This window comes from Devosia sp. Leaf420, from assembly GCF_001425445.1.
Classification (GTDB): domain Bacteria; phylum Pseudomonadota; class Alphaproteobacteria; order Rhizobiales; family Devosiaceae; genus Devosia.
The window spans coordinates 546,584-569,809 of record NZ_LMQU01000010.1 but is presented as its reverse complement, the minus strand read 5'-3'; the positions used below and the strand labels follow the sequence as shown (position 1 = coordinate 569,809).

General features: G+C 62.8%; 18 protein-coding genes. 6 read left to right on the top strand and 12 right to left on the bottom strand.

Annotated elements, in window-relative coordinates; translation table 11 throughout:
- Positions 1-112: 112 nt before the first annotated feature.
- From rpmI to ASG47_RS10095, 6 genes are all read left to right on the top strand, one after another.
- On the top strand, positions 113-313 hold the full coding sequence (rpmI, locus tag ASG47_RS10120; protein WP_035084480.1) for a 50S ribosomal protein L35: 201 nt from the start codon (positions 113-115) through the stop codon (positions 311-313).
- Positions 314-332: 19 nt separating this feature from the next.
- Positions 333-734 carry a 50S ribosomal protein L20 gene (gene rplT / locus ASG47_RS10115; RefSeq protein ID WP_061908595.1) on the top strand — a complete coding sequence of 134 codons (402 nt, stop codon included), beginning with the start codon at positions 333-335 and terminating at the stop codon, positions 732-734.
- A gap of 112 nt (positions 735-846) precedes the next feature.
- A complete protein-coding gene (gene pheS, locus ASG47_RS10110) occupies positions 847-1,977 on the top strand; it encodes a phenylalanine--tRNA ligase subunit alpha (RefSeq protein WP_061908594.1) in 1,131 nt (376 codons plus the stop codon).
- A gap of 5 nt (positions 1,978-1,982) precedes the next feature.
- On the top strand, positions 1,983-2,435 hold the full coding sequence (locus ASG47_RS10105) for an ASCH domain-containing protein (protein ID WP_061908593.1): 453 nt from the start codon (positions 1,983-1,985) through the stop codon (positions 2,433-2,435).
- A gap of 13 nt (positions 2,436-2,448) precedes the next feature.
- The gene (gene pheT / locus ASG47_RS10100) at positions 2,449-4,872 is read left to right on the top strand and encodes a phenylalanine--tRNA ligase subunit beta (protein ID WP_061908592.1); all 2,424 of its coding nucleotides are present in this window, start codon (positions 2,449-2,451) and stop codon (positions 4,870-4,872) included.
- A gap of 173 nt (positions 4,873-5,045) precedes the next feature.
- A complete protein-coding gene (locus ASG47_RS10095; RefSeq protein WP_061908907.1) occupies positions 5,046-6,341 on the top strand; it encodes a bifunctional folylpolyglutamate synthase/dihydrofolate synthase in 1,296 nt (431 codons plus the stop codon).
- A gap of 122 nt (positions 6,342-6,463) precedes the next feature.
- Here ASG47_RS10095 and ASG47_RS10090 read toward each other — a convergent pair whose 3' ends face one another.
- The 12 genes from ASG47_RS10090 to ASG47_RS10035 all read right to left on the bottom strand — a co-directional run bounded on the left by ASG47_RS10090 (position 6,464) and on the right by ASG47_RS10035 (position 23,200).
- Entirely contained in the window at positions 6,464-8,134 is a 1,671-nt protein-coding gene (locus tag ASG47_RS10090; protein ID WP_061908591.1) for a glycoside hydrolase family 3 protein, read from the bottom strand.
- 158 nt (positions 8,135-8,292) lie between these two features.
- Positions 8,293-8,616 (bottom strand): thioredoxin, encoded by a 324-nt coding sequence (trxA, locus tag ASG47_RS10085; RefSeq protein ID WP_061908590.1) that lies wholly within the window; start codon positions 8,614-8,616, stop codon positions 8,293-8,295.
- Positions 8,617-8,695: 79 nt separating this feature from the next.
- Complete coding sequence (gene addA, locus ASG47_RS10080; RefSeq protein WP_061908589.1) at positions 8,696-12,127, bottom strand: double-strand break repair helicase AddA; 3,432 nt, start codon at positions 12,125-12,127, stop codon at positions 8,696-8,698.
- Positions 12,124-15,144, bottom strand: a complete 3,021-nt coding sequence (gene addB / locus ASG47_RS10075) for a double-strand break repair protein AddB (protein WP_061908588.1) — start codon at positions 15,142-15,144, stop codon at positions 12,124-12,126. The genes addA and addB overlap by 4 nt, the downstream gene beginning before the upstream one ends.
- Positions 15,141-15,806 (bottom strand): nucleotidyltransferase family protein, encoded by a 666-nt coding sequence (locus tag ASG47_RS10070; protein ID WP_162243242.1) that lies wholly within the window; start codon positions 15,804-15,806, stop codon positions 15,141-15,143. Before ASG47_RS10070 ends, addB begins: the two co-directional genes overlap by 4 nt.
- A gap of 211 nt (positions 15,807-16,017) precedes the next feature.
- Positions 16,018-18,516, bottom strand: a complete 2,499-nt coding sequence (locus ASG47_RS21100) for a methyl-accepting chemotaxis protein (RefSeq protein ID WP_061908586.1) — start codon at positions 18,514-18,516, stop codon at positions 16,018-16,020.
- 91 nt (positions 18,517-18,607) lie between these two features.
- Entirely contained in the window at positions 18,608-19,582 is a 975-nt protein-coding gene (gene accD / locus ASG47_RS10060) for an acetyl-CoA carboxylase, carboxyltransferase subunit beta (protein ID WP_061908585.1), read from the bottom strand.
- A 141-nt stretch (positions 19,583-19,723) separates the two neighbouring features.
- Positions 19,724-20,548, bottom strand: a complete 825-nt coding sequence (gene trpA / locus ASG47_RS10055) for a tryptophan synthase subunit alpha (protein WP_061908584.1) — start codon at positions 20,546-20,548, stop codon at positions 19,724-19,726.
- Positions 20,548-21,762 (bottom strand): tryptophan synthase subunit beta, encoded by a 1,215-nt coding sequence (gene trpB, locus ASG47_RS10050; protein ID WP_061908583.1) that lies wholly within the window; start codon positions 21,760-21,762, stop codon positions 20,548-20,550. The genes trpA and trpB overlap by 1 nt, the downstream gene beginning before the upstream one ends.
- Before the next feature lie 44 nt (positions 21,763-21,806).
- A complete protein-coding gene (locus ASG47_RS10045; protein WP_061908582.1) occupies positions 21,807-22,454 on the bottom strand; it encodes a phosphoribosylanthranilate isomerase in 648 nt (215 codons plus the stop codon).
- A gap of 59 nt (positions 22,455-22,513) precedes the next feature.
- On the bottom strand, positions 22,514-22,876 hold the full coding sequence (locus ASG47_RS10040; RefSeq protein ID WP_061908581.1) for a lipopolysaccharide assembly protein LapA domain-containing protein: 363 nt from the start codon (positions 22,874-22,876) through the stop codon (positions 22,514-22,516).
- A 42-nt stretch (positions 22,877-22,918) separates the two neighbouring features.
- Positions 22,919-23,200, bottom strand: a complete 282-nt coding sequence (locus tag ASG47_RS10035; RefSeq protein WP_061908580.1) for an integration host factor subunit beta — start codon at positions 23,198-23,200, stop codon at positions 22,919-22,921.
- Positions 23,201-23,226: the final 26 nt, after the last annotated feature.

The window sequence follows — 23,226 nt, the reverse complement described above, 5'->3', positions numbered from 1 at the left end:
CATTCCCCCTATAGAGCGCCATCTCCGGATCGCCCGGCCAAAAGGCATGCCGTGGCGATCTTTGAATGCGATGGGCCCAAATCCATCCTATTTTCCTATAAGGACCCGCAAAATGCCCAAGATGAAGACCAAGTCCGGCGCCAAGAAGCGTTTCAGCTTCACCGCCTCGGGTAAGGTGAAGGCCGGCGTTGCCGGCAAGCGCCACCGCCTGATCAGCCACAACGCCAAGTACATCCGCACCAACCGCGGCACCAAGATCCTGTCCAAGGGCGACGAGGGTCTGGTGAAGTGGTACATGCCGTACAACCGCTAAGCTGGAAGGACACTGAAGAATGGCACGCGTAAAAAGAGGCGTAACCGCCCACGCCCGTCACAAGAAGGTCTTGAAGGCCGCCGAGGGCTATTATGGCCGTCGTAAGTCTACGATCCGTATCGCCAAGCAGGCCGTCGAAAAGGCCGGCCAGTACGCGTATCGCGATCGTCGCGTCAAGAAGCGCAATTTCCGCGCTCTCTGGATCCAGCGTATCAACGCTGCTGTCCGTGAACACGGCCTGACCTACAACCGATTTATCGACGGCCTCAGCAAGTCTGAGGTTGCTGTCGACCGCAAGGTGCTGTCCGATCTCGCGATCACCCAGCCCGAAGCGTTCGGTGCCCTGGTCGCCAAGGCCAAGGCAGCGCTGGCTTATCTCGAGGGCGTCGACAAGACGACCCACGCCCGCGTCACCGCCTAACCTCCAGTCTCGCTGAGGTCGAAATTGCGCCTTGCGCCACCCTGAAAAGGGCTGGCGCGGGGCGTTTTTGTTTGCTCTAACCGCCTTCAAATTTCATTGCCGAGAGCCCCCAATGTCCTTGGAAACTGATATCAACACGCTGCGCACCGAACTTTCCGCTGCGATCGCCACCGCGGACACCGAAACCGCTCTCGATGCCGTCCGCGTTGCTGCCCTGGGCAAAAAGGGCTCGGTCTCGGCCTTGCTCGGTACGCTTGGCGCTATGGCGGCAGACGAGCGCAAGAGCGCCGGGCCAGCCATCAACGGGCTCAAGAATGAGATCGCGGGTCTGATCGACGCGCGCAGCACCGAACTCAAGGGCGCGGCGCTCGAAGCGCGGCTCAAGGCCGAGACCGTAGATGTGACGCTGCCGCTGCAGCCGGCGCCGACCGCAAAGGGCCGTATCCACCCGATTTCGCAGACCATCGACGAAATCACCGCCATCTTCTCGGATATGGGTTTTTCCATTGCCGAAGGACCCGATATCGAGACGGACTACTACAATTTCACGGCGCTGAATTTCCCTGAAGGTCATCCTGCGCGCGAAATGCACGACACCTTCTTCATGAAGACCGGCCCGGACGGCGTGAAGAAGGTTTTGCGCACCCACACCTCGCCCGTGCAGGTGCGCGTGATGCAAAAGAGCAATGAGAAGCCGGCAGCGTCATATCTGACCCCGTCGCAGGATCCGCCGATCCGCGTCGTCATGCCCGGCCGCACCTATCGCAACGACTCGGACCAGACGCATACGCCGATGTTCCACCAGGTCGAAGGCCTCGTCATCGACAAAGATTCGCACATCGGTCAGCTGCGCTGGGTGCTCGAGGAGTTTTTGAAGGCATTCTTCGAGGTGCCGAGTGTCACTTTGCGCTTCCGTCCCAGCTTCTTCCCCTTCACCGAACCGTCGATGGAAGTCGACGTGCAATGCGATCGCTCGGGCTCGGAAGTGAAGATCGGCGAAGGCGAGGATTGGCTCGAAATTCTGGGCTGCGGCATGGTGCATCCCAATGTGCTGCGCAATGCCGGGCTCGATCCCGATGTCTATCAGGGCTTTGCCTGGGGCATGGGCATCGACCGCCTCGCCATGCTGAAATATGGCATGCCGGATCTGCGCGCCTTCTTCGACGCAGATCAGCGCTGGATCGAACATTACGGCTTTAGGCCGCTCGACCTGCCGACGCTGTTTGGTGGGCTGAGCAGCTGAGCGCAATGACGATGCCCAATGACAGCAACCAACCCATTCGCTTCAGCTTCGGAGACAATCCGGCGCTGGCGGATCGGCTGCTTGCGCTGGTGCTGGCGGGCAAGAAGGATGCGACTTGTGGGGCACTGGCCCACTTTGGCGGCGGCGGGGAGCCGCTGCCGCAGGTGGGGCGTCGAGACATTGTGCTCAATGGCGCGGGGGAAGAGGCCTGCGTGATCGAGACAGTCAGCGTCGAGATCATGCCATTCGAGGCCATTCCTCCTACCTTCACTGATCGCGAGGGCGAAGGGCCCTATGCCGAATGGCGCGCGGGGCATGAGGCCTATTTCGCGCGCAATGGCGGATTTTCTCCAGACATGGAGATCGTCTGCGAAATTTTCAGGCTGGTAGAGGTGCTGCCGGCCGGACGTCAACTTTTGGCCGAAACGCTGCTAGCCAGCGCCGACGGCACCTTCTGAAGGTCCCAAGAACATGAAATTCACGCTCGACTGGCTCAAGGAACATCTCGAGACCAATGCGTCCGCCGATGAGATCGCCGTGGCGCTGACGACGATCGGCCTCGAGGTCGAAGGCGTTGAATCGCAAGGCAAGGCGCTCGAAAAGTTTGTTATCGCGCAGGTGGTGCAGGCTGAGCCGCATCCCAATTCCGACCACCTCAATATTTGCAAGGTCAATGCGGGCACGGGCGAGTTGATCGACGTTGTCTGCGGCGCGCCAAATGTGAAGACCGGCATGAAATCGGTGTTTGCATTCCCCGGCACCTATATTCCGGGCAAGGATTTTGAACTCAAGGGTGGTGTGGTCATTCGTGGTGCGCCGTCCAACGGCATGCTCTGCTCGGCGGCCGAATTGCAGCTCAGCAACGATCATGACGGCATTATTACATTGCCTGACGATGCACCGATCGGCGCAAAGTATGTCGACTACGCCGGCATTAATGGCGTGGTTTTCGACATCTCCATCACCCCAAACCGGGGCGATGCGACCGGTGTCTATGGCGTGGCGCGCGATCTGGCTGCCTTTGGCCTCGGCACGCTGAAGATGACTGATTTTTCGCCCGTGCCGTCAAAGGGCAAAAGCCCGATTGCGCCGCTGCCGCAGCAGTTTTCGGGCGATGAGCCGAAGGCGATCCGCAAGTTTGCCGGCCGCTTCATTGCCAACGTGAAGAACGGCCCGTCGCCGGACTGGCTGCAGGCGCGCCTGCGGGCTGTGGGCCTGCGGCCGATCAACACCATTGTCGATATTACCAATCTCGTTTCGCTCGGCTGGGGCCGTCCGCTCCATGCCTATGATGCCGATAAGGTCGAGGGCACCATGGTGCTGCGCAATGCGCGCGGCGAAGTGTTCGATGCGCTCGACAACAAGGTCTATACGCTCGACGAGACCATGACGGTCATCGCCGACGACAAGGGGCCGCTCTGCCTCGGCGGTATCATGGGTGGTATTCGCTCGGGCGTGACCGAGGAAACCACCAACATCTTCATGGAATGTGCAAGCTGGGACCCGGAGCTGATCGCCCGGACCGGCCGCAAGACCGGTATCGTGTCCGATGCCCGCTATCGACTCGAGCGCAATGTCGATCCGGCGCTGACCGAGCCGGGCATGGAACTGGCGACGCGGCTGGTGCTTGAACTCTGCGGCGGCGAACCGATGGAGCCGGCGATCTCGGGCGAGGACGTTTTTGCCAATACGGTTGTCGAATTTCCGCTAGGCGAAGTGCGCCGTCTGACGGGTCTTGATGTGGCTCCGGAGCGGATTGAAGCAATTTTGGCCTCGCTTGGCTTTGCGGCCGAAGGGTCTGGCGACACGCGCACGGTGAAAGTGCCGAGCTGGCGTCCGGATGTCACCCAAAAGGCGGATCTCGTTGAAGAGGTCATGCGCATGGTGGGCGTCGACAATGTGCCGGTTGAGCCGCTGGCGCGCCTCAACCACGTTGCGCCGCGCATTCTGACGACCATCCAGAACCGTCGCCGCATCGCGCGCCGGGTTTTAGCCTCTCGTGGTCTCGATGAGGCTGTGACCTGGAGCTTCATTTCGCATGACGACGCGACGCGCTTTGGTGGCGGCACGGAAGACCGGCAGCTCGCAAATGCCATTGCCTCCGACATGACCGACATGCGGCCCTCACTGTTGCCGGGGCTGCTGGCTGGCGCACGGCGCAATGCCAATCGCGGCTTTTCCGATGTGGCGCTGTTCGAAGTCGGACAGGTTTTCCTTTCGGATAAGCCGGAAGGCCAGCATACCTATGCGTCTGGTCTGCGCACCGGCACGGCCAAGCTCGATGGCGCCGGGCGCCATTGGTCGGGCAAGGCCGAGGTGGTTGGTGTCTGGGATGCCAAGGCCGATCTCGCGGCGGTTCTCGATGCGCTCGGGATCGACGTCGATAAGGTGCAGGTGCTTCCCGAAGCTGCATCGTGGAGCCACCCGGGTCGCGGCGGGCGCTTTGCGCTGGGGCCAAAGGTGACGCTGGGCTGGTTCGGTGAACTGCATCCGGCGCTGGCGGCTGATCTCGATATTTCAGGACCCATTGCGGCGTTTGAAATCGACCTCGATGCCATACCGGAAGCGCGCAAGAAGGCAACCAAGACCAAGCCGGCGCTGGAGCTGAGCCAGTTCCAGCCGGTGTCGCGTGACTTTGCTTTCGTGATGGATCGCGGGGTTACGGCCGCGTCGATCCTGCGCGCGGCCAAGGGTGCGGACAAGGCGCTTATCACCGATGTCGGCATTTTCGATGTGTTCGAAGGCGCCCATGTCGGTGAGGGCAAAAAGTCGGTCGCCATCGAAGTCACCCTGCAGCCGCGGGACAAGACGCTGACGGACGAGGATATCGAGAAGGTTTCGGCGGCCGTTGTTGCGGCCGTTACCAAGACGACCGGCGGCGAACTTCGGAAGTAGTTTTTCCTGAAGTCACCCCCTCCCATCCTCCCCCATCAAGGGGGAGGTGTCGGGCCGGTGGGTGTCTCAATACTCTGCCAAGCTCCGACCTTCACCTCCCCCCTTGTGGGGGAGGTAGGGAGGGGGGTAGGGCAAGCGCGTTGCGATTCTTCGCCGCCACCTCGGAGACAAAAGTGTCCCGCACCGACGCCATTTTGAAACGCCTGTCTGGCCTTCATCCCAAGCTGATCGATCTCAGCTTGGATCGCATGCTGCCGCTCCTCGAAAAGCTCGGCAATCCGCAGGATCGGTTGCCGCCTACCATCCATGTGGCGGGGACCAATGCCAAGGGCTCGACGATCGCCTATCTCCGCGCCTTTCTCGAGGCGGCGGGGAAAAAGGTGCATGTCTATAATTCGCCGCACCTCGTGCGCTTCAACGAGCGCATCCGGCTGGCAAGCAAGCTCGTCGAGACGCGGCTCCTTAATGCTGCACTCGAAGAGGTGGAGCGGATCAATGGCGGGGCGGGGATCACCTTTTTCGAGGTGACAACGGTGACGGCGTTCAAGCTGTTTGCCGAGACGCCGGCCGATTTTCTGCTGCTCGAAACCGGAATGGGCGGGACGTATGACACGACGAATGTCGTCAAGCAGCCGCTTGGGACCATCATCACGCCGGTCGATTTCGACCACCAGGGATTTTTGGGAAATACGATCGCCGAGATCGCGTCGAACAAGGCCGGGATTTTGAAGCGTGGCTCGAAGTCCGTCATAGGCATTCAACGCGACGAGGGTCGCAAGGTGCTGGAGCGCGCGGCGCATCGGTTGGGGATCACGCCGCTTTGGCAGGGCGAGGATTTTCACGGAACGCAGCAGGACGGGCGGTTGGTTTATACCGACGAGGCTGGCATGCTCGACCTGCCACCACCGGCGCTGCTCGGACCGCACCAGTTCGACAATGCGGCCCTGGCCATTGCCGCAGCGCGGCATTTTGAATTGCCGGTGACCGACAGGGATTTTGCCGAGGGCCTGCGGAAAGTGACCTGGCCGGCGCGGATGCAGCCGGTCCGCTCGGGCAAGCTGCGCGATCTGCTGCCGGCAGGCCACGAGCTTTGGCTCGACGGGGGGCATAATCCGCATGGGGCCAAGGCGCTGGCGCGGACCATCGCCGAATTCGACCGCAGCCGGCCGGCGCCGCTGGTGCTGATCATGGGCATGATGAACACGCGTGATCCCGGCGAATTTCTTGAAGCGTTCAAGGATTTTCAGCCGCGGGTGATGGCGCTGACCATTCCGGGAGAGCCGAATGCGCACCCAGCCGGACATATCGTCAACCGCGCGGAAAGCTTGCGGCTTCTGGCGCGGCCGAAGCGGTCGATCGTCTCGGCGCTTAAAGCAGCGGCGGAGGTGCCGAATGCGCGGGTGCTGATTTGTGGATCGCTGTATCTGGCGGGTGATGTGCTGGCAAAGAACGGTACGCCACCGGATTGAGGCTGGCGCGGACGCCATCGGCTCCTCTGCGGAGGATGGATACCCCTCACCCTGGCAAATCTGCTGAACGCACATTTGCCTGTCCCTCTCCCACAAGGGGCGAGGGGGGATTGAGTGGTCCACTAATACTTCGCCTGCTCACTACCGCAGAAGGGATCGACCGGGCTTGTTCCCGTAAACGCTTTGCGCCCCAGAAGTGCGTTGAGGACCGCCTCCTGGATGGCGTCGCTCGAGCCGTAGGCGTTGATATAGGTGGAGACGCGCGGGGCGTCGTAGAGATAGTAGGGAAAGCCGAGAGAAACCATGAGTGTCGGCACTTCGTGCCAGTGGCGATGCATGGCGCCGAAGACCGAGCCGGTGAGGCGTTTCCAATCGAGGAAGATTCGGCTGCGGGTGAGGAGCGTTTCCTCGGCGAGGAGATAGAGCACCAGATCATAATCGCTGGGGCGCACGGCGAGATCGGGCGTGTGGAGGGTGACCTCAAATCCCTCGCGGGTCAGCATATCCGGCAGGGATAGTGGGATCGGCTGAGGGGCGAAGGGCTGGACGGCGCCAGTCGAATAGATCAGCACGCGCTTGTGCTTGGCCGGCGAGAGCGGCAGGAGGTTGGCCGTGTCTTTCACCAGCGTCGGCATGCGGGCAGTGACTTCTGCAGCCTTGGCCAGCTTTTCCGGCGTGGCGACGATTGCGCGAGCGGTGTCGAGATTGGGCTCGGGACGGTCCCTGTGAAGGCCAAGCGCGGCCTTGAGGGCGAGGACGCGGGTGACGGCCTCGTCGACGCGCTCCTGGGTCAGGCGGCCATCGGCAACCGCCTTCACGAGGCGCATCAGGTCGCCATTGGGGTCGTCCGAAAACAAAATAACATCGCAACCAGCGATGATGACTTCGGGCAGGGTTTCGTCGCGCGGACCCCAATCGCCGAGACCCGCCATGGGCGTGGCGTCGGAGACGATGAGGCCATTAAAGCCCAGGCGCTCGCGGAGGAGCGTTTCGTTGAGCACGCGGCTGAGCGACGCTGGGCGGAAGGCCTCAGATGTTGCGTCAGGATCGAGCTCGCGCACGAAAGCCGGGAAGGCGATGTGGGCCGACATGACGCTGAGGACGCCAGCATTGATGGCAGCGCGGTAGAGGCGGCCGAATTTTTCTTCCCATTCGGCAAGGGTCAGCGGATTGACCGTCGTGACCAGATGCTGGTCTCGATCGTCATACCCTTCGCCGGGCCAGTGTTTCACAGTCGCCGCGACACCATTGCTCTGGAAAGCGGCAATCTGCGCCAGGGCATGGCGTTCGATCCTGTCGATATCGCTGCCATAGGAGCGCGTGCCGACGATGGCGCTGCGCCAGGCGGCATTGATGTCGATGACGGGAGTAAAACTCCAGTTGAGGCCGACGGCGCGCGCTTCCTCGGCCATGATGGTCGAGATCGCCGTGGTGGCCTCGACGTCGTCGACAGCGGCAAGGCCGAGCGGGTTGGGCACCGAGGTGCCGAAGGGCAGGCTCATGCGGCTGCCTTCGAGATCGGCCGATATCAGCATGGGCGCAGGACCGATGGCGTCGAGTTGGCGGGCGAAGCCGATTTCGGCGGCGAGATCTTCGGAATAGATGCGGGTCACGCCACCGGGGCGGAAGCTCCTTACCGTTTCCAACGCTTCGTCGGCCGGGCCGCGGGCCAGCAGCACAAAAAGCTGGGCCAGCTTGTCGCGCGGCGCCAGGCCATCGCGTGTCGAATGGACCCAGGCGATCGCCTCTTCGTCAAGATGGAACGGGGCGGCGGACAGGTCGATGGCGGACAAGGGCAGTCTCCGGAAACAGCGAATTCTATAGAGCTAGCAGAGCGCTTACGGCGCTGCCACTCGTGAGTGACCGGATAAGGCGACCAGATTGTGGTCGCCAAAGAAAAGCGCCGCCGGACGTTTGTCCAGCGGCGCTTGGTATTCTTTAGGAGGCCGTCTTAGGCGGCGTGGCCTTCGAGCCACTTGGTGAGGCCCGCCTTTGGCGTGCCAGCACCGATCTTCATGTCGGCGGCTTCGCCATTCTTGAAGAGAATCATGGTGGGGATGGAGCGGACGCCATACTTCACGGTCGTCGAGGGGTTCTCGTCGACGTTGAGCTTGACGATCTTCACCTTGCCGGAAAGTTCGGTGGAGAGTTCATCGAGCACGGGGGCGATCGCCCGGCAGGGCCCGCACCACTCCGCCCAGAAATCGACCAGAACCGGTTCCTGAGAATTTAGAACTTCCTCGCCAAAGGTGGCGTCGGAAACCTGCTTCGTCATTTAGTGTGCCTTTTGGGTTGAAAGCGGTGGCTTGTTTGCTCCCAAAGCTGGGGAGAGTCCAGCCTCTGCACAAGATCGATCACCGCAGGGTGAAATCCGCAGTGGCGCCGTCCAAGACAGACTTGGGCAAAATCATCAATGATTCCAACTCTGTCCACAGGATCGCTGCCCTAACAGGACGGCCGGGGAACAGCTGGCTTGCAACCAGCGCATATAACCCGAGCTGCGTGATGTACCGCGCCGGCACGCCGGCGGCCTCCTTCTGCGCCGACGCATCGGACTTGTAGTCGATCACCGTTACCCCGGTGTCGTCAACCACAAGCCTATCGATACGCCCAGCAAGGCGGATTGGTTCCCCGCCCCGCTTGCCTTGCACAAGAAAAGCCACCTCGGCCCGGCTGTCGGGTCCGAAGAGCGGAGCGAAGTCGGGGTGGTTGAGGATCGACAGCGCCTTTTTTCCCAGGCGATCCCACTCGTCTGGCAAGTCGGGCAGCAGGGTTTCGAGGGCGCGCGGAATGACATTGGGCCAGAGGGCGGGATCAACCTTGCCTAAGTGCTGGAGCAGGGCGTGGAGCGCGATGCCGGATTTTCGCGCGGTCTCGGCGTCGCGCACGCGTTCGGCAAGGGTCGCCAGAACGGGTTCGCCGCCGAAGGCTTCATGGGCACGGGATGGCGACAGGATTTGCGGTGGCGCGAAATCTGGCAGGGGTGGCGGATTGACCCAGGTGGATTTGGGCGCACTGGTGGGTTGGGTCGCAGTGGCGATCAGCGGCGTCGGGCGATCCGCCGGGAAGATGAGCGCAGAGAGGCCGTTTTCGTCCTCGACGCGCTCGGACGCTGCGCCGAGCGCTGATTCTATGGCCTCATACCATGTGCCGTCGAGCTTGCCGCGCTGGGTCAGGGCGCCGGTGACATAGAGTTCGTCTTCAGCGCGGGTCATGGCCACATAGAGTTTTCGCCAATATTCCTGGGCAAGATTGGCGTCGATCTCTTCCTTGAGCGCGAGGGTCGCGGGGACATGCTGGCGTTGGCTAGCGGCGTGGATGAGGAGTGGGCCGGGTGCGCCATTGAGCACATAGACCGGGCTGCCAATCTGCTTGCTGTCGGGCTTGCTTGCAGCATCGGCCATGATGACGATGGGGGCTTCGAGCCCCTTGGCACCGTGTACTGTCATGACGCGGACGCCGCCACCGCCTTCGGCGAGCTCGCGCTTGATCGAAACGTTGCGGCTGCGCATGTCGGCGGCAAAGCCTTGCAGCGAAGGCTGCTCGCGTTGTTCGTGCGCCAAGGCCAGTTCCAAAAATTCGGAAAGCACCTCATCGACCTCGGTGCCGAGGCGCGCATGGAAACGTTTGAGGCCGCCATCGGCATAAACGACGCCGGTCAAAAATTCGAAGGGGCGCTCGAAATCGAGATCGGCGCGCCAGCGCGTCAGGCGCTCGGCAGCAGCCCTATCGGCGGGGCTGCTTGAAGCCAGGAGCGCGGACCAGAGGCTCTGGTATTGGGAGCGGGTGCTGGCGAGAATGAAAAGATCGTCTTCGGAAAAATCGAAGAGCGGGGAGCGGAGAAGCGCGGCCAGTTGCAGATCGTCGGCGGGGTTGAGGAGGACATCGATCAGCGCGAGGAGATCGAGAATGGCGATATGGCTCGTGACCGCAAGTCGATCGGCGCCAGGGGTCGGCACATCGAGAAGGCGCAGGGCGCGGATGATTTCCTGGAAGAGCGCACTGCGGGATTGGACGAGGATCAGCACATCATCGGCGCGCACGGCCCGGCCGCGCTGGGCAAGGGGGCGCCCCGTATCGATCCAGCCCTTGATCTCACGGGCGATGCGGAGGGCCACTTGGCGCGCTGCGCTTTGTTCTGCTTCCACCGGCTCCAGCGGCCACTGGCCGTCGCCGAGTTCGGATTTTTGCGCCTGGATGGGCGGCCAGAGCGTAACCGCGCCGCCGGCCTGGCTGCGCGCCGCGGTGTGGAGCACGGGGTCGGCGGCGAGGAGCGCGAGCTGGATGTCTGGGCGGGCGCAGACGCGGTCCACAGCGTCGAGAATGCCTTTGAGCGTACGGAAACTCGTATGCAGCGGCAGGCGGGCAAAGGCCATTTCGGCGGCTTCGGCACGGCGGGCGAAATCGTGGCCGGTGGAGCCGAAGAGCGCCGGCTGGGCGCCCTGGAAGGAATAGATCGACTGCTTCTGGTCGCCCACCGCAAAGACCGAGCGCGGGCGGCGAGCGGCGCCTTCGCCGACGAAGAATTCTGCCGCCAGCGCCCGGACGACGCGCCATTGCTGATCATTGGTATCCTGGCTTTCATCGACCAGAATATGCTCGATGCCTGCATCGAGCTTGTATTGGACCCAGGGCCCGATTTCCGAATTGTCCAAGAGATCGCCGAGGCGGGCGACGAGATCGTCGAAATCGAGCAGCGCGTGGCGGCGCTTGTCGTCTTCGTAGCGATTGGCAATGGCAACGAGAATATCGAGAACCGCGGCGCTGCGCTCGACCAGTTCGGCGGCTTTGATGCGCGTGTCGAGGGCGACGAGCCGAACCTGTTCGCGTGTCAGGGTGTCGAAAATGGCGGGGTGATCGGCCTGCTCTTTCTTGACCATCAGGCGGCTGCGCGGAGTGCCTGTACCCGTGAAGAAGGCGGCGCGGAGGAGATTGGGATCGGGCCGATCGGGATCGAGGCGCGCGAGAAGATCGGCGCAGGTCTTGTTGCCTGCGGCATCGCCGCCAAGCGTCGAGACGATATGGCGGAGCGTGGTCGGGTCGAGGAATGTGTCAGCGGTGACGCTAACGATCAGGTCGGCCGCGCTTTCCTTGCCTACACCGACAAGCATTCGCAGCCGTTGCTTAGCGGCCTCAGGATCGGCAAGAAGGGCTTTGAGACGTGCGCCTTGCCCCAAGGCAGCGCCAATGGCTTCCCCGATATGATGATCACTCAGGCGTTCGAAGAGCGTTTCGACCGCGGCTCGGTTTTCGCCACCGCGCAGGCCCTCGGCGAGGACGCTTTCGCGAGCCGCCATGATCAACTGGCTTTGCTGGTCTTCTTCAATGACGGCGAAGTCGAAGGGCACGCCAGCTTCGATGGGGAAGCGATGGAGCACGGCTTCGCAGAAGGCGTGGATGGTAAGGATGCGAAGCCCGCCGGGGGTTTCGAGCGCGCGGGCAAACAGGGTGCGTGCGCCATTGAGCCCGTCCGTATCGGGGACGGCGCCGGTGAGGCCAAACAGGGTCTCGCGCAGTTCCGCATCGTCAATGACGGCCCAGCGCGCCAATTCATTGGACACGCGCTTCCGCATCTCGGCGGCGGCGGCTTTGGTATAGGTGAGACAAAGGATGGATTCGGGCTTTACTCCGGCCAGCAGCAGCCGCAAGACGCGGCGAGTGAGGACGAAGGTTTTTCCGGAGCCGGCATTGGCCTCAACCCAGATGGAGTGGCTCGGGTCGGTGGCGCGGCTTTGGGCATTTTTGGTGTCGAAGGGGACGGTGAGGTCGCCGCGTTCTGCGCTCATGCGTCGTCCTCCCCGCCATCGACGCTCGTCCATTCGGCGACACGGGCGAGATGATCGTAAGGCCCGGCAAAGCGCTGGCCGGCGAGCGGCAGGAGGCGGGCGGGCATAGGCGTGTCGCGAAACAGAAAGTGCTCGATATGGCTCTGGAGACGGCGGTTGATCTCGTCGGCGGCCTTCATGATCGGCATGCCATCGCCGGGCTTGAACTCGGTGGGCACGAAGGCTTCAGGGCCGAGGCCGATCTTCACATAGGTCAGAGCGCTGGCAGGCGCGGCGGCAAGGCCAGTCATGGCCCCTGCCCCACTCATCACCGCTTCCATCAGTAACTGCGGCGCCTCAAAGGCCTTCATCATAGCCGGAGTGGGCGGCGAACCGGTCTTGAAATCGAGAATTTCGACCGTGCCGTCGAGCATTTCATCGACGCGGTCGGCTTGGCCCGTGATCCGGAAAGGCTCGGCCAGAGAGAGCGGCATGTCGCCCTTGATTTCGGCATGGCGCTGTTTGACGCGGGCATCGCGGCTGCGCTCAAAATCGAGGAACTGCATGGCAGCGGTAGCAAAGCGCTTGAGCCAGATGTCGCGGCGCTCGCCGATAGCTTCAAGGCCGGAAAAGGCATCGGCGGCGATGGTCATCAGGGTGTCGAAGGCCTCTGGCGAGTTGGGGTCGTGCCCCTCTTCGACGAATCGGGCGAGGGCATCGTGGATGATGGTACCGCGCTCGCGGGCGTCGGGAACATTGCCGAGCGGATCGAGCTGGCGCAGGCGCAGCACGTGCTTAGCGTAGAGGTCATAGGGCGAACGCATCAGCGTTTCGACCTCGGTGACCGAGAGGCGACGCGGGCGGAGATGCGCGGGCGGATTGGGCGCGGGGCGTGTCGCGGGTTTGCTTGTCTCGACTGCATCGATCGCGCGGGCCGCAGCGAGCCAGCTTTGGCCGCACTGACGTAGGAGCTTTGCGGCGTCTTCGCCGGCAAAGGCATCGAGCCGCTGGACGAGGCGCGAGGGCAGTGCAGGGCTTGTGCCGATGCGATCCGCATAAGCGATGATGACATCAGCATTGCCCATGGCTTCGGCAAAGTCGTGGGCGGCGAGGCCCTGCAGGCGCTCGGGTGGTTCGAGCCCGGCGGCGAGGCGCATGCCGCGGCTGAGCCAGGGGCCGGGATCGGCGGGCTCGGGCCAGACATCTTCGTTGAGCGCGCCGAGAATGGTCAGGTCCGGCCGCATCAAGCGGGCTTCGATCTGGCCCCAGATGGCGATATCGCCGCGCCGGTCGAGCCGATTGCGAACCTGAAAGCCGTTCATGAGCGCGGCGAGGACTCTATCGAGGCCTTGGGGCGCGAAGGCATGGCCCTGCCCGCCGTGCTTTTGCAGTTCCTCGGCCCAAGCGCGGAGTTCATCGCAGCCGCGGACGGGCGCGCCATCGGCGACGGCATCGACGGCAGAGTTGATCGCGGCGGCGAGATCGGCGGCGCGGATGTGGGTCTGATCGAGCAGTTTGGTAAGCGGGGTCAGGGCGCGGGAAATGTCGTCGAGCAGCGCGGTAATTGCTTCGGCCTTTTCCGCGTTCAGTTTGCGAGCAGCACTTTTGGGTGGCTCGACCAGGTGATCAGCGAGAGTTTTGCGCAGGCCATCGAGGCCGGGTGCAGGCCGCTGGCCGCGGAGGAGCGCCAGTTCGATATCGTCGGCGAGTTGGGCCACCTCCTTGCGGCTGCGGCCAAAAAGACTGGCACGATTGCGGAGGAGCGCCACGAGATCGACGGCGGCGCAGCGATTGACGGCGAGGGTCAGGATCTGGCGGGCAAGGCGACCGACGGTCGACTGGAACAGCGGGGCACCGGCGGCATCGTCCACATAGACATCGAAACGGGCAAGTTCGGCGGCGATGCGGCGCGCGAGATTACGGTCGGGCGTGATGATACCGACGGTTTTTTTGCGGGCGAGTGCATCGCGGGCGGCAAGCGCGATGGCGCGGGCCTCCTCGTCTTCTTGTCGGGCGGCGATGATGGTGACGCCGGTCAGGGCCTGTTCAAGATCGCTAGCGGTGAGGCGGTCGCGCGACCAATGGGCGGTTTCGGAGGTCAGCGCGAGCGCGTGGTGGATGAGGCGGGTCCGTGGATGGTCTTGAGCCGCGAGCTCGACCACCTCACCCGGACCGGCGCCGAGCGTGCGCAAGAGTTTTGCGAGATGATATTGCGGATGGCCATGCGGGCTTTCCTCGCTGCGGAGGAGCGCGGCGTGGGTTTCGGCCGACATGGACGTATCGAGACCGGGCAAGACGACAGCGCCGCGCGGCAGGCGTTCAATCGCCCGAAGGAGGCGGGCCGTGGCGGGAATGGAGCCGGTGGAGCCAGCGGCAATGACGGGCCGATCGCCATAAATGAACGGCGCGCCTTCGGCCTGGCGATCGAGCCGAGTGCCGCGCAGGGTCGAGGGATCGGCGCGGCCGAGCTCGTCCAGCATGGAGGGCCAGGCGCTGAGCGCGATGTCGAGAAACTGCAGCGTCTGCTGCCAATAGGCGCCGAGCTCGGGGCCAAGGGTTTCGCCGAGCGTCCGCAATTCGGTGACGCCGGTTTCGGCGATCGCAAGGTCGTCGAACACTGCAGCGAGCGAATCGGCCATGGAAAAGATCTCGGCGGCCGTCGGGGGCGAGGAGAAGGCTTGACCACCGGCGGGGCTAAGGGCCCAGGCGGCTACGAGCCGGGAAAGGATAAGCCGGCGCTGCACGAGGCTGGCGGGCGGCAGAGTCGGCGGCGCGTCGAAGGGCGGCAGAAACGGCTCTTCGTCGCTCTCATCGCCGCCAAACGTGCGGATATCGGGCAAGAGTCCGGTGAAGCGCGGATGGGCAGCCAAGCATTCGGCGAGCGACTGGCGCGCGCGCTGGGTGGGCAGGATCACGGTGACGTCGCTGAGCCAAAAGGGGCCCGTCTGCGACCAAAAGCCAAGGAGGCGCCCGTCCATGATCGCCTCGGCAAGCGTGGGCAAGAAGGGCGCGTGTGGGGCGATGGAAAAAAGGCTCATGCCGAACCGAGGCGGCGTTCGGTTTCGGCGAGCGAGGTGGGGTCGCCGACATGGTACCAGTCGGCATCGAGCACGACGCCCTTCAGACGCTCGTCATCCATGGCCTTTTCCATGAGATCGTAGAAGGAAAAGGCGCCATCGGGCGTGTCATCAAACGCACCCCGGCCGACAAGGGCGACGCCGCCATAGATGATCGGCGCACCGTAATCGCGGGTGACCAAGCCCGCGGGATCGAGACAAAAATCGTGGCTGCGGCTGATGCCTGTGGCGCGGCGCGGCTGGATGCAGAGGATGACGATGTCGTGAGGGCTTAAATAGCGCGCCAGCATTTTTGCGAGCGGGCGATCGGCGCCGTCGGCCCAGAAGGCATCGGTGTTCATGACGAAGAAGGGATCGGAGACCAGCATGGGCAGTGCGCGCTTGACGCCACCGCCGGTTCCAAGAAGCTCATCCTCGCGGCTGATTTTGATGAGGCCACCGAAATGGGCAAGGATTTGATCGGCGCGATAATGCGCATTGGCGACGAAGCGTTTGACGCCCTCAGCCTGAGCATTGCGCATGATGCGCTCGATCAGCGGCACGCCGGCAACTGGAACGAGAGGCTTTGGGATCGTGTCGGTGAGCGGACGCAGGCGCGTGCCGAGGCCCGCGGCGAGGAGCATGCAATCGGGGAATCGGTCTTGTTTCTCCATGCCGGGATAGAACCGGCGGAGGGGGTGGTTGTCTAGGGGTGGGTGAGAAGGTCACCCTCTCCCAACCTCCCCCTTCAAGAGGGAGGTGTCAGGCCAGTGGTCTTGATAAGAAATTGCCCCGAACGCAATGTTGCACCTCCCCCTTCGTGGGGGAGGTTGGGAGGAGGTGCCTGCCGTCGGGTTAAAACTCCGACCAGTCTTCCATCTTTGGCGCGGCATTGCCGGCGGGGCGGCGGAGATAGGTGCTGGCGACGGATTTGAGCTTATCCTGCATGCCCTTGATGCCGCGGGCGGGCGCGGGTTCGGCGGCGCGGGCGGGTGTGGCCGAGACGGTGAACTGCTCGACGATGCGGTCGAGCTGGCTCGCCTGGCCTTCGGTCTGCTCGATGGCGGCGTTGGTTTCTTCGACGAGCGCCGCGTTGTGCTGGGTCATTTCGTCCATCTGGCGGACGGCGATGGTCACTTCTTCGATGGCCGACGCCTGGGTACGGCTGCCGCGGGCGATGGCTTCGAGATCGGCGGTGTTTTCGCGGATGGCGTCGAGCATGCCCGACAGTTTGCCCGCGGCGTCGGAGACGAGCTGGGTGCCGCCCTTCACTTCGCTGGCGGACTGTTCGATCAAGACCTTCACGTCGGCCGAGGCGCTGGCAGCGGACTGGGCGAGGCGACGCACTTCAACGGCAACGACCGCAAATCCCTTGCCGGCTTCACCAGCGCGCGCTGCTTCGACGGACGCGTTGAGGGCCAGAAGGTTGGTCTGGAAGGCGATGTCATCGATCATGCCGATGATGTTCGAAATCTTGGCTGAGGACTGCGTGATCCGGCCCATGGCCTGGTTGGCGCGGGACATAACCTCGCCGCCTTCTTCGGCCGATCGGGAAACGGCATGAGCCTTCTTGCTGGCGGCTTCTGCCATGGCGGCATTGTCGAGCACAGTGGAGGCCAGTCGCTCCATGGTGGCCGAGGTTTCTTCGATCGTCGCGGCCTGGCGGGTCGTGCGCTCGGAGAGATCGTTCGCACCCGAAAGGATTTCGCCAGTGGCGCGCTTGAGCGTGCCGGAGGTGGAGCGCAGCTGGCCGACGATGTCGCCGAGACGTTCGGCCACGGCATTGGTGTCGGTCTTGAGGCGAGCAAAGGCGCCCTGGTAGTCGCCATTGACCCGGTGGGTCAGGTCAGTATCAGCGAGGGCCGAGAGCACCGAGCCGGTTTCCGAGAGACCGCGATCGACGGTTTCGACGAGGCGATTGACGGAATGGGCCAATGCATTGAGCTCGGCATCGGGGAAACGGGCTTCGACGCGATGGGTGAAATCGCCTGCGATTGCGGCGTCGACGACGTCGCCGAAGGCGCGCTGCAGCGTGACCATCATCTCGGCGCGTTCAGCCTGATTGCGGATCGCCTGCGCGGCTTCAGCTTCGGTGAGCTGGGTAACCTTGCGGCCATTTTCGCGGAACACCTCAACCGCGCGGGCCATGGCGCCGAGTTCGTCATTGCGCTGGCCGAAGGGCACTTCTGTATCAAATTTGCCGCCAGCGACAGTTTCCATCGTGCCGGTGAGGCGGGTGATGGGACGAGTAATCGAGCGCGAGAACAGAAGGCTGAGGACGGCGACGACGGCGAGGAGGCCGGCGCCGATGGCGAGCATCATGTTGCGCATCTGGGCGACCGGAGCCAGAACCTCGTCGCGGGCCATGACGGCAATGGCCGCCCAGGTGCCGCCCTTGGTGACGATCGGCGCAGCGGCGACGAGCATCGGCGTTGCGCGGTATTCGCTGGATTCGCCGATGGGATGCTGGCCCGAGATAGCGGCATCGAGCACAGGGCCGGTGAAGCTTGCGGTCAGAGCGTCATTGTCGGGCGTGAAGATGGAATCGGAGCGCAGTTTGCCATCAGCGCCAACGACGATGACTTCGCCGGTTTCGCCAAGGCCGGTGCGGTCACCGACGACACCGTCGATCAATTGCGACGGCAGCTGAAAAGCGACGACGCCGATCTTGCGGCCCTGAGCATTGAAGACGGGCTTGGCAAAGAAACTCGCGGGCTCGCCGGCAGACGGCGCATAGGCCTCGTAATCGGACACCGCGATATCAGTGTCGTTTTCGATGGCAAGCGCCTGCTGATAGACGCGGCCGAGGCCGGTCGCGGCGAGCGGACCGCCTTCGGCAAGGGTCGTGCCGAACTCCTGATTCTTGTCGAAGGAGTAGACGACGGAGCCCTTCAGATCCATCAGGTAAAAGTCGGCATAGCCGCGCGCGGTTACCTTGTTGCGGAAGGCCGGGTGGAAGCGGGTGTGTGTGACATCATAGGCGCCGGTTGTGCCAAGGGTATCCAGCGCCGAGAGATTGTCCTTATTGGGATTATCATCGACATAGAGTTTTCGAACTTCGGCGGTCGGATCGACCTTGAACTGTAGCCAGGCGCCGGCGAAATCGCGGAGGGCCTGCTGGGTATCTGCGGAGCGCGAGGTTGCGCTCAGGTCTTCTTCGACACCGGCAATATAAGACGATACGGCGCGAGCGCGTTCGGAAGCGAGGGTTTCGAGCGTATTTTCCGCCGAAGTGCGGAGCGCCTGCGAACCGATCAGGTAACTCGCAAGACCGACACCGATGCTGACAAGCAGAGCCGAGCCCAAAAGGGCCAATGGCAATTTACGGGCGATCGGCAGAGTAAATCGGCGCATAAAGCTTCCCCCATAGGCAGTTCGGCCTCGTAGAAGGCCGAACGATTGTGCGGGAAAGTTAGGCTAAGGCCGTTAAGTGCGGGTAAAGACCCTATTCCGCATGCGCGGCAGCTTGCACCAGATCATCATCGCCTTCAGCGGCAACGGCAGCATCGCGAACGCTTGCCTGAGCAGCTACTGCTTTGCTGGCCGAACCCGAGAGTTCTTCATTGGCCGGAGCGCGCGTCAGGATTCCGGCAAGCGAGCCGATGGTCGAGCGCAGGTTGTGGCGGTGGACGACCATGTCGACCATGCCGTGTTGATAGAGATATTCCGAGCGCTGGAAGCCTTTGGGCAGCTTTTCGCGAATGGTCTGCTCGATAACGCGCTGGCCGGCAAAGCCGATGAGCGCACCGGGTTCGGCCAGATGCACGTCGCCCAGCATGGCATAGGATGCGGTGACGCCCCCGGTCGTCGGATTGGTCAGAACCACGAAAAATGGCAGCCCAGCCTCGCGGAGGCGCAGCACGGCCACGGTGGTGCGCGGCATCTGCATCAGCGACAAGACGCCTTCCTGCATGCGCGCGCCGCCGGAAGCGACAAAGAGAATGAACGGCGTCTTGCGCTCGACAGCGGTTTCAAGGCCGGTGACGATTGCTTGGCCGGCGGCCATGCCGAGAGAGCCAGCGAGGAAATCGAAATCCTGCACAGCAACGGTCACGGGGCGCTGATAGAGCTTGCCGGTCGCAACCAGGACTGAATCGTCATAGCCGGTCTTGGCGCGATTTTCCTTGAGCTGATCGACATAGCGCTTCTGGGCGCGGAATTTTAGCGGATCGGCCACAGCCGACTGCGATGGGACAATGTCATAGGCGCCATCATCGAGGAACGTCGCCAGCCGGTCGGTCGGCTTGATCTTCATGTGGTAGCCCGAATTGGGCACCACCCACTGATTGGCCTCGAGATCGCGGTAAAACACCATCTCGCCCGATTCCGGATCCTTCACCCAAAGGTTTTCTGGCGTGTCCCGCTTGGTGTTGAGGAACGAGCGGATTTTTGGGCGGACGAAATTGTCGATCCAGTTCATGGCGCGGCCTTTCGCGATGATCTCAAGCGCGTTTGGTGGCGCTCATTTGGCGTCACCTAAACGTCAATTGTGGCAATTCTTATCAGGTGAGGCGGGGTACGGCAAAGGCAAGAGCCGCGCTATGCACAGCGGCTCGGCGCCTTATGCCCGCGCCCGCTTGAGGCCGGCGGCAAGATCGGCGACGAGGTCGCGAACGGCGCCAACGGTCCTGTCAGAAGCCTTGCCATCGACGAGCGACTTGGCCACCGCATCGACGATAACGGTACCAACCGCAATGCCGTCAGCGTGGCGGCCCATTTCAGCGGCGTCGTCGGCGGTCTTGATACCGAAGCCGACGATGACAGGAAGCTCGGTATGCGCCTTGATGCGCTGGACCGATTCACCGACAGCGGCGCGCGACTTGATCACCGCGCCGGTCGTGCCGTTCATCGAGACGTAGTAGACAAAACCAGAGGTGTTTTCGAGCACGACGGGCAGGCGTGCATCGTCGGTCGTGGGCGTGGTCAGGCGGATGAAATTGATGCCGGCCTTAAGCGCGGGAATGCAGAGTTCGGCATCTTCTTCGGCTGGCAAATCCACGATGATCAGACCATCGACGCCGGCCTCCTTGGCGGTCGCGAGGAATTTCTCGACGCCGAAGACATAGATGGGGTTGTAGTAACCCATCAGCACGATCGGGGTTGTCTCATCCTTGCGGCGGAATTCCTCAACCATGCCAAGCACGCCGCGCAGCGTCTGGCCCGCGGCGAGGGCACGTTGGCCGCCCATCTGGATGGCGACGCCATCGGCCATGGGATCGGAAAAGGGCAGGCCCAGTTCGATGATGTCGGCGCCCGCCTGCGGCAGGGCGTTCATGATGGCCTGGCCGGTCGCCAGATCAGGATCGCCACCCATAACATAAGCTGCGAGCACGGGACGATTGGCTGCTTTGGCAGAAGCGAAAACGCGGTCGATGCGGGTCGTCATTATTTCAGCAGTCCCAGATATTTGCCGACGCTTTCGACGTCCTTGTCGCCGCGGCCTGAAAGGCAGAGGACGACGGATTGGTCTTTCGCCATCGTGGGCGCGAGTTTCATGACCTGAGCCAGGCCATGGGCGCTCTCGAGCGCCGGAATGATCCCTTCCATCTTCGTGCAGAGCTGGAAAGCTTCGAGCGCTTCGGTATCCGTGATCGGCGCATACGTGACGCGCTTGGTGTCATGCAGATAAGAGTGCTCTGGACCGACGCCGGGATAATCAAGGCCCGCGGAGATGGAGTGGCCTTCAAGGATCTGGCCGTCATCGTCCTGCAGCAGATAGGTGCGGTTGCCGTGGAGGACGCCGGGGCGGCCGCCGGTCATCGAAGCTGCATGGCCGTTTTCGATGTCGACGCCATGGCCGCCGGCTTCCGCGCCATAGATAGCCACCTCAGGATCATCGAGGAAGGCGTGGAAGGTGCCGATGGCATTGGAGCCGCCGCCGACGCAGGCGACGACGGCATCGGGCAATTTGCCTTCACGTTCGCGGAACTGCTCTTTCAGTTCGGTGCCGATGACCGATTGGAAATCGCGGACCATTTCCGGATAGGGATGCGGGCCAGCAGCGGTGCCGATGAGATAATAGGTCGAATCGACATTGGTGACCCAATCGCGGAGCGCTTCGTTCATCGCGTCCTTGAGGGTCCCTGCCCCCGCCGTCACCGGGCGCACTTCGGCGCCGAGCATTTTCATGCGCAGCACATTGGGCATCTGCCGCTCGACGTCCGTCGCGCCCATGAAGATGGTACAGGGCAGATCGAATTTGGCGCAGACTGTTGCCGTCGCCACGCCATGCTGGCCGGCGCCGGTTTCGGCAATGATGCGGGTCTTGCCCATGCGCTTGGCGAGCAGGATCTGGCCGAGGCAATTGTTGATCTTGTGCGAGCCGGTGTGGTTGAGCTCTTCGCGCTTGAACCAAACCTTGGCGCCGCCCAGATGCTCGGTCAGCCGTTCGGCAAAATAGAGCGGGCTGGGGCGGCCGGTATAGTGGGTCGCAAGGTTCTTGAGTTCGGCGACATATTCCGGATCGACCTTGGCTGCCCGGTATTCCTTTTCGAGGTCGAGAATGAGCGGCATGAGCGTTTCAGCAACGAAACGCCCGCCATAAAGACCGAAGCGGCCATGCTCATCCGGGCCGTTGCGCAGGGAATTGATGCCGTCCATTTGGATCCTCTCGGCGCCGCCGAGCGTAACCCGGCCGACGACTTCTAACTGGCTGACCGTGCGTTGCGGATGAACGCTTCGACCAGCCTTTTGTCTTTTTCGCCAGGTGCCCGCTCCACCCCGGAAGACACATCGACCCCAAAGGGTGCGACGTTCCTGATGGCATCGGCGACGTTGTCCGGCTTCAGGCCACCGGAAAGCATGAAGGGGATGGATGGGTCAAGCGCCTTCAGGAGCGACCAATCGAAGCTTTCGCCCAAACCGCCCGGGCGATCGGCGCCCTTGGGCGGCTTGGCATCGAGCAAGATGCGGTCCGCGACCTCGGCAAAAGCGGCGACCTGAGCCACATCATCGGCAGAGCCGATCGGCAGGGCCTTCATGATCTCGACGCCGGCTTCGGCGCGAATGGCTTCGACGCGATGCGGTGTTTCCGGCCCATGAAGCTGGATCCAGTCCGGCCCGAGCGCTGCCACTTCGGCGACACAGCTATTGTCCGGATTGACCAAGACGACACAGCTTTCGACACGGCCGCGCGAGGCGGAGATCAATTCGCCCAATTGCTCGATGCCGACATGGCGCGGAGAGCGGGCAAAATGCATGAAGCCGATCATGTCGGCGCCTGCGGCAATGGCCACATCCAGCATATCGAGCGTTTTAATGCCGCAGATTTTGACGATCAGGGGGTCGGCCATCGTGTGGGCGAAACTCTAGGGGGTCGGAAGTTTTTAAATGGACGAGCAGCGCCGACCGGTCACCGCAGATCCAGGATTTCATCCACTTCGGAAAGCGCTGCTGGGGTCGCCTGGGCTTGGCGGCGCCGCTGGTTTTCCAGTTCCTGATTGAGTGCCTGCGCTTCGCGGCGCCACTGGCGCTCGCGCTTGCGGTGCTCGCCTTGAGCAAACCAGGTCGCGGTGCCACCAAGCAGCACGCCGACCAAGAGCACGATATAGAGAATCACAAAGAGCGGAATGCCATAGCCAGCCGTACTGGCATCAGCCGGAGCACCGAACGGATTGAGATTGATCGCAACGAGCTGGCGATTGGCAAGCGCAAAGGCCACCAGCACAAGGCAGAGCGGCACCAGAACCAGCCAACCGACAATCTTGCTGATCATGCAGTAATCCGAACTACCTTTTCGTCCGCAACGGGAGCGCGATTATTCGCGATTGAGCCGTTCGCGGATTTCCTTGCCAGCCTTGAATTGCGGCACATACTTTTCTTCGACTTCAACCTGTTCACCCGTGCGCGGGTTGCGTCCGACGCGCGCGGGGCGGTTTTTTACCGAAAAGGCGCCAAAGCCGCGCAGCTCTACCCGGTCGCCGCGCGCCATGGCGTCGCCGACCTGATCCAGGATGGCATTGACGATATTTTCGATATCGCGCTGGAACAGATGAGGATTTTCTGCAGCGAGCTTCTCGACAAGTTCAGACTTGATCATGGAAGGCTCCGGTCTCCAATGCGAAT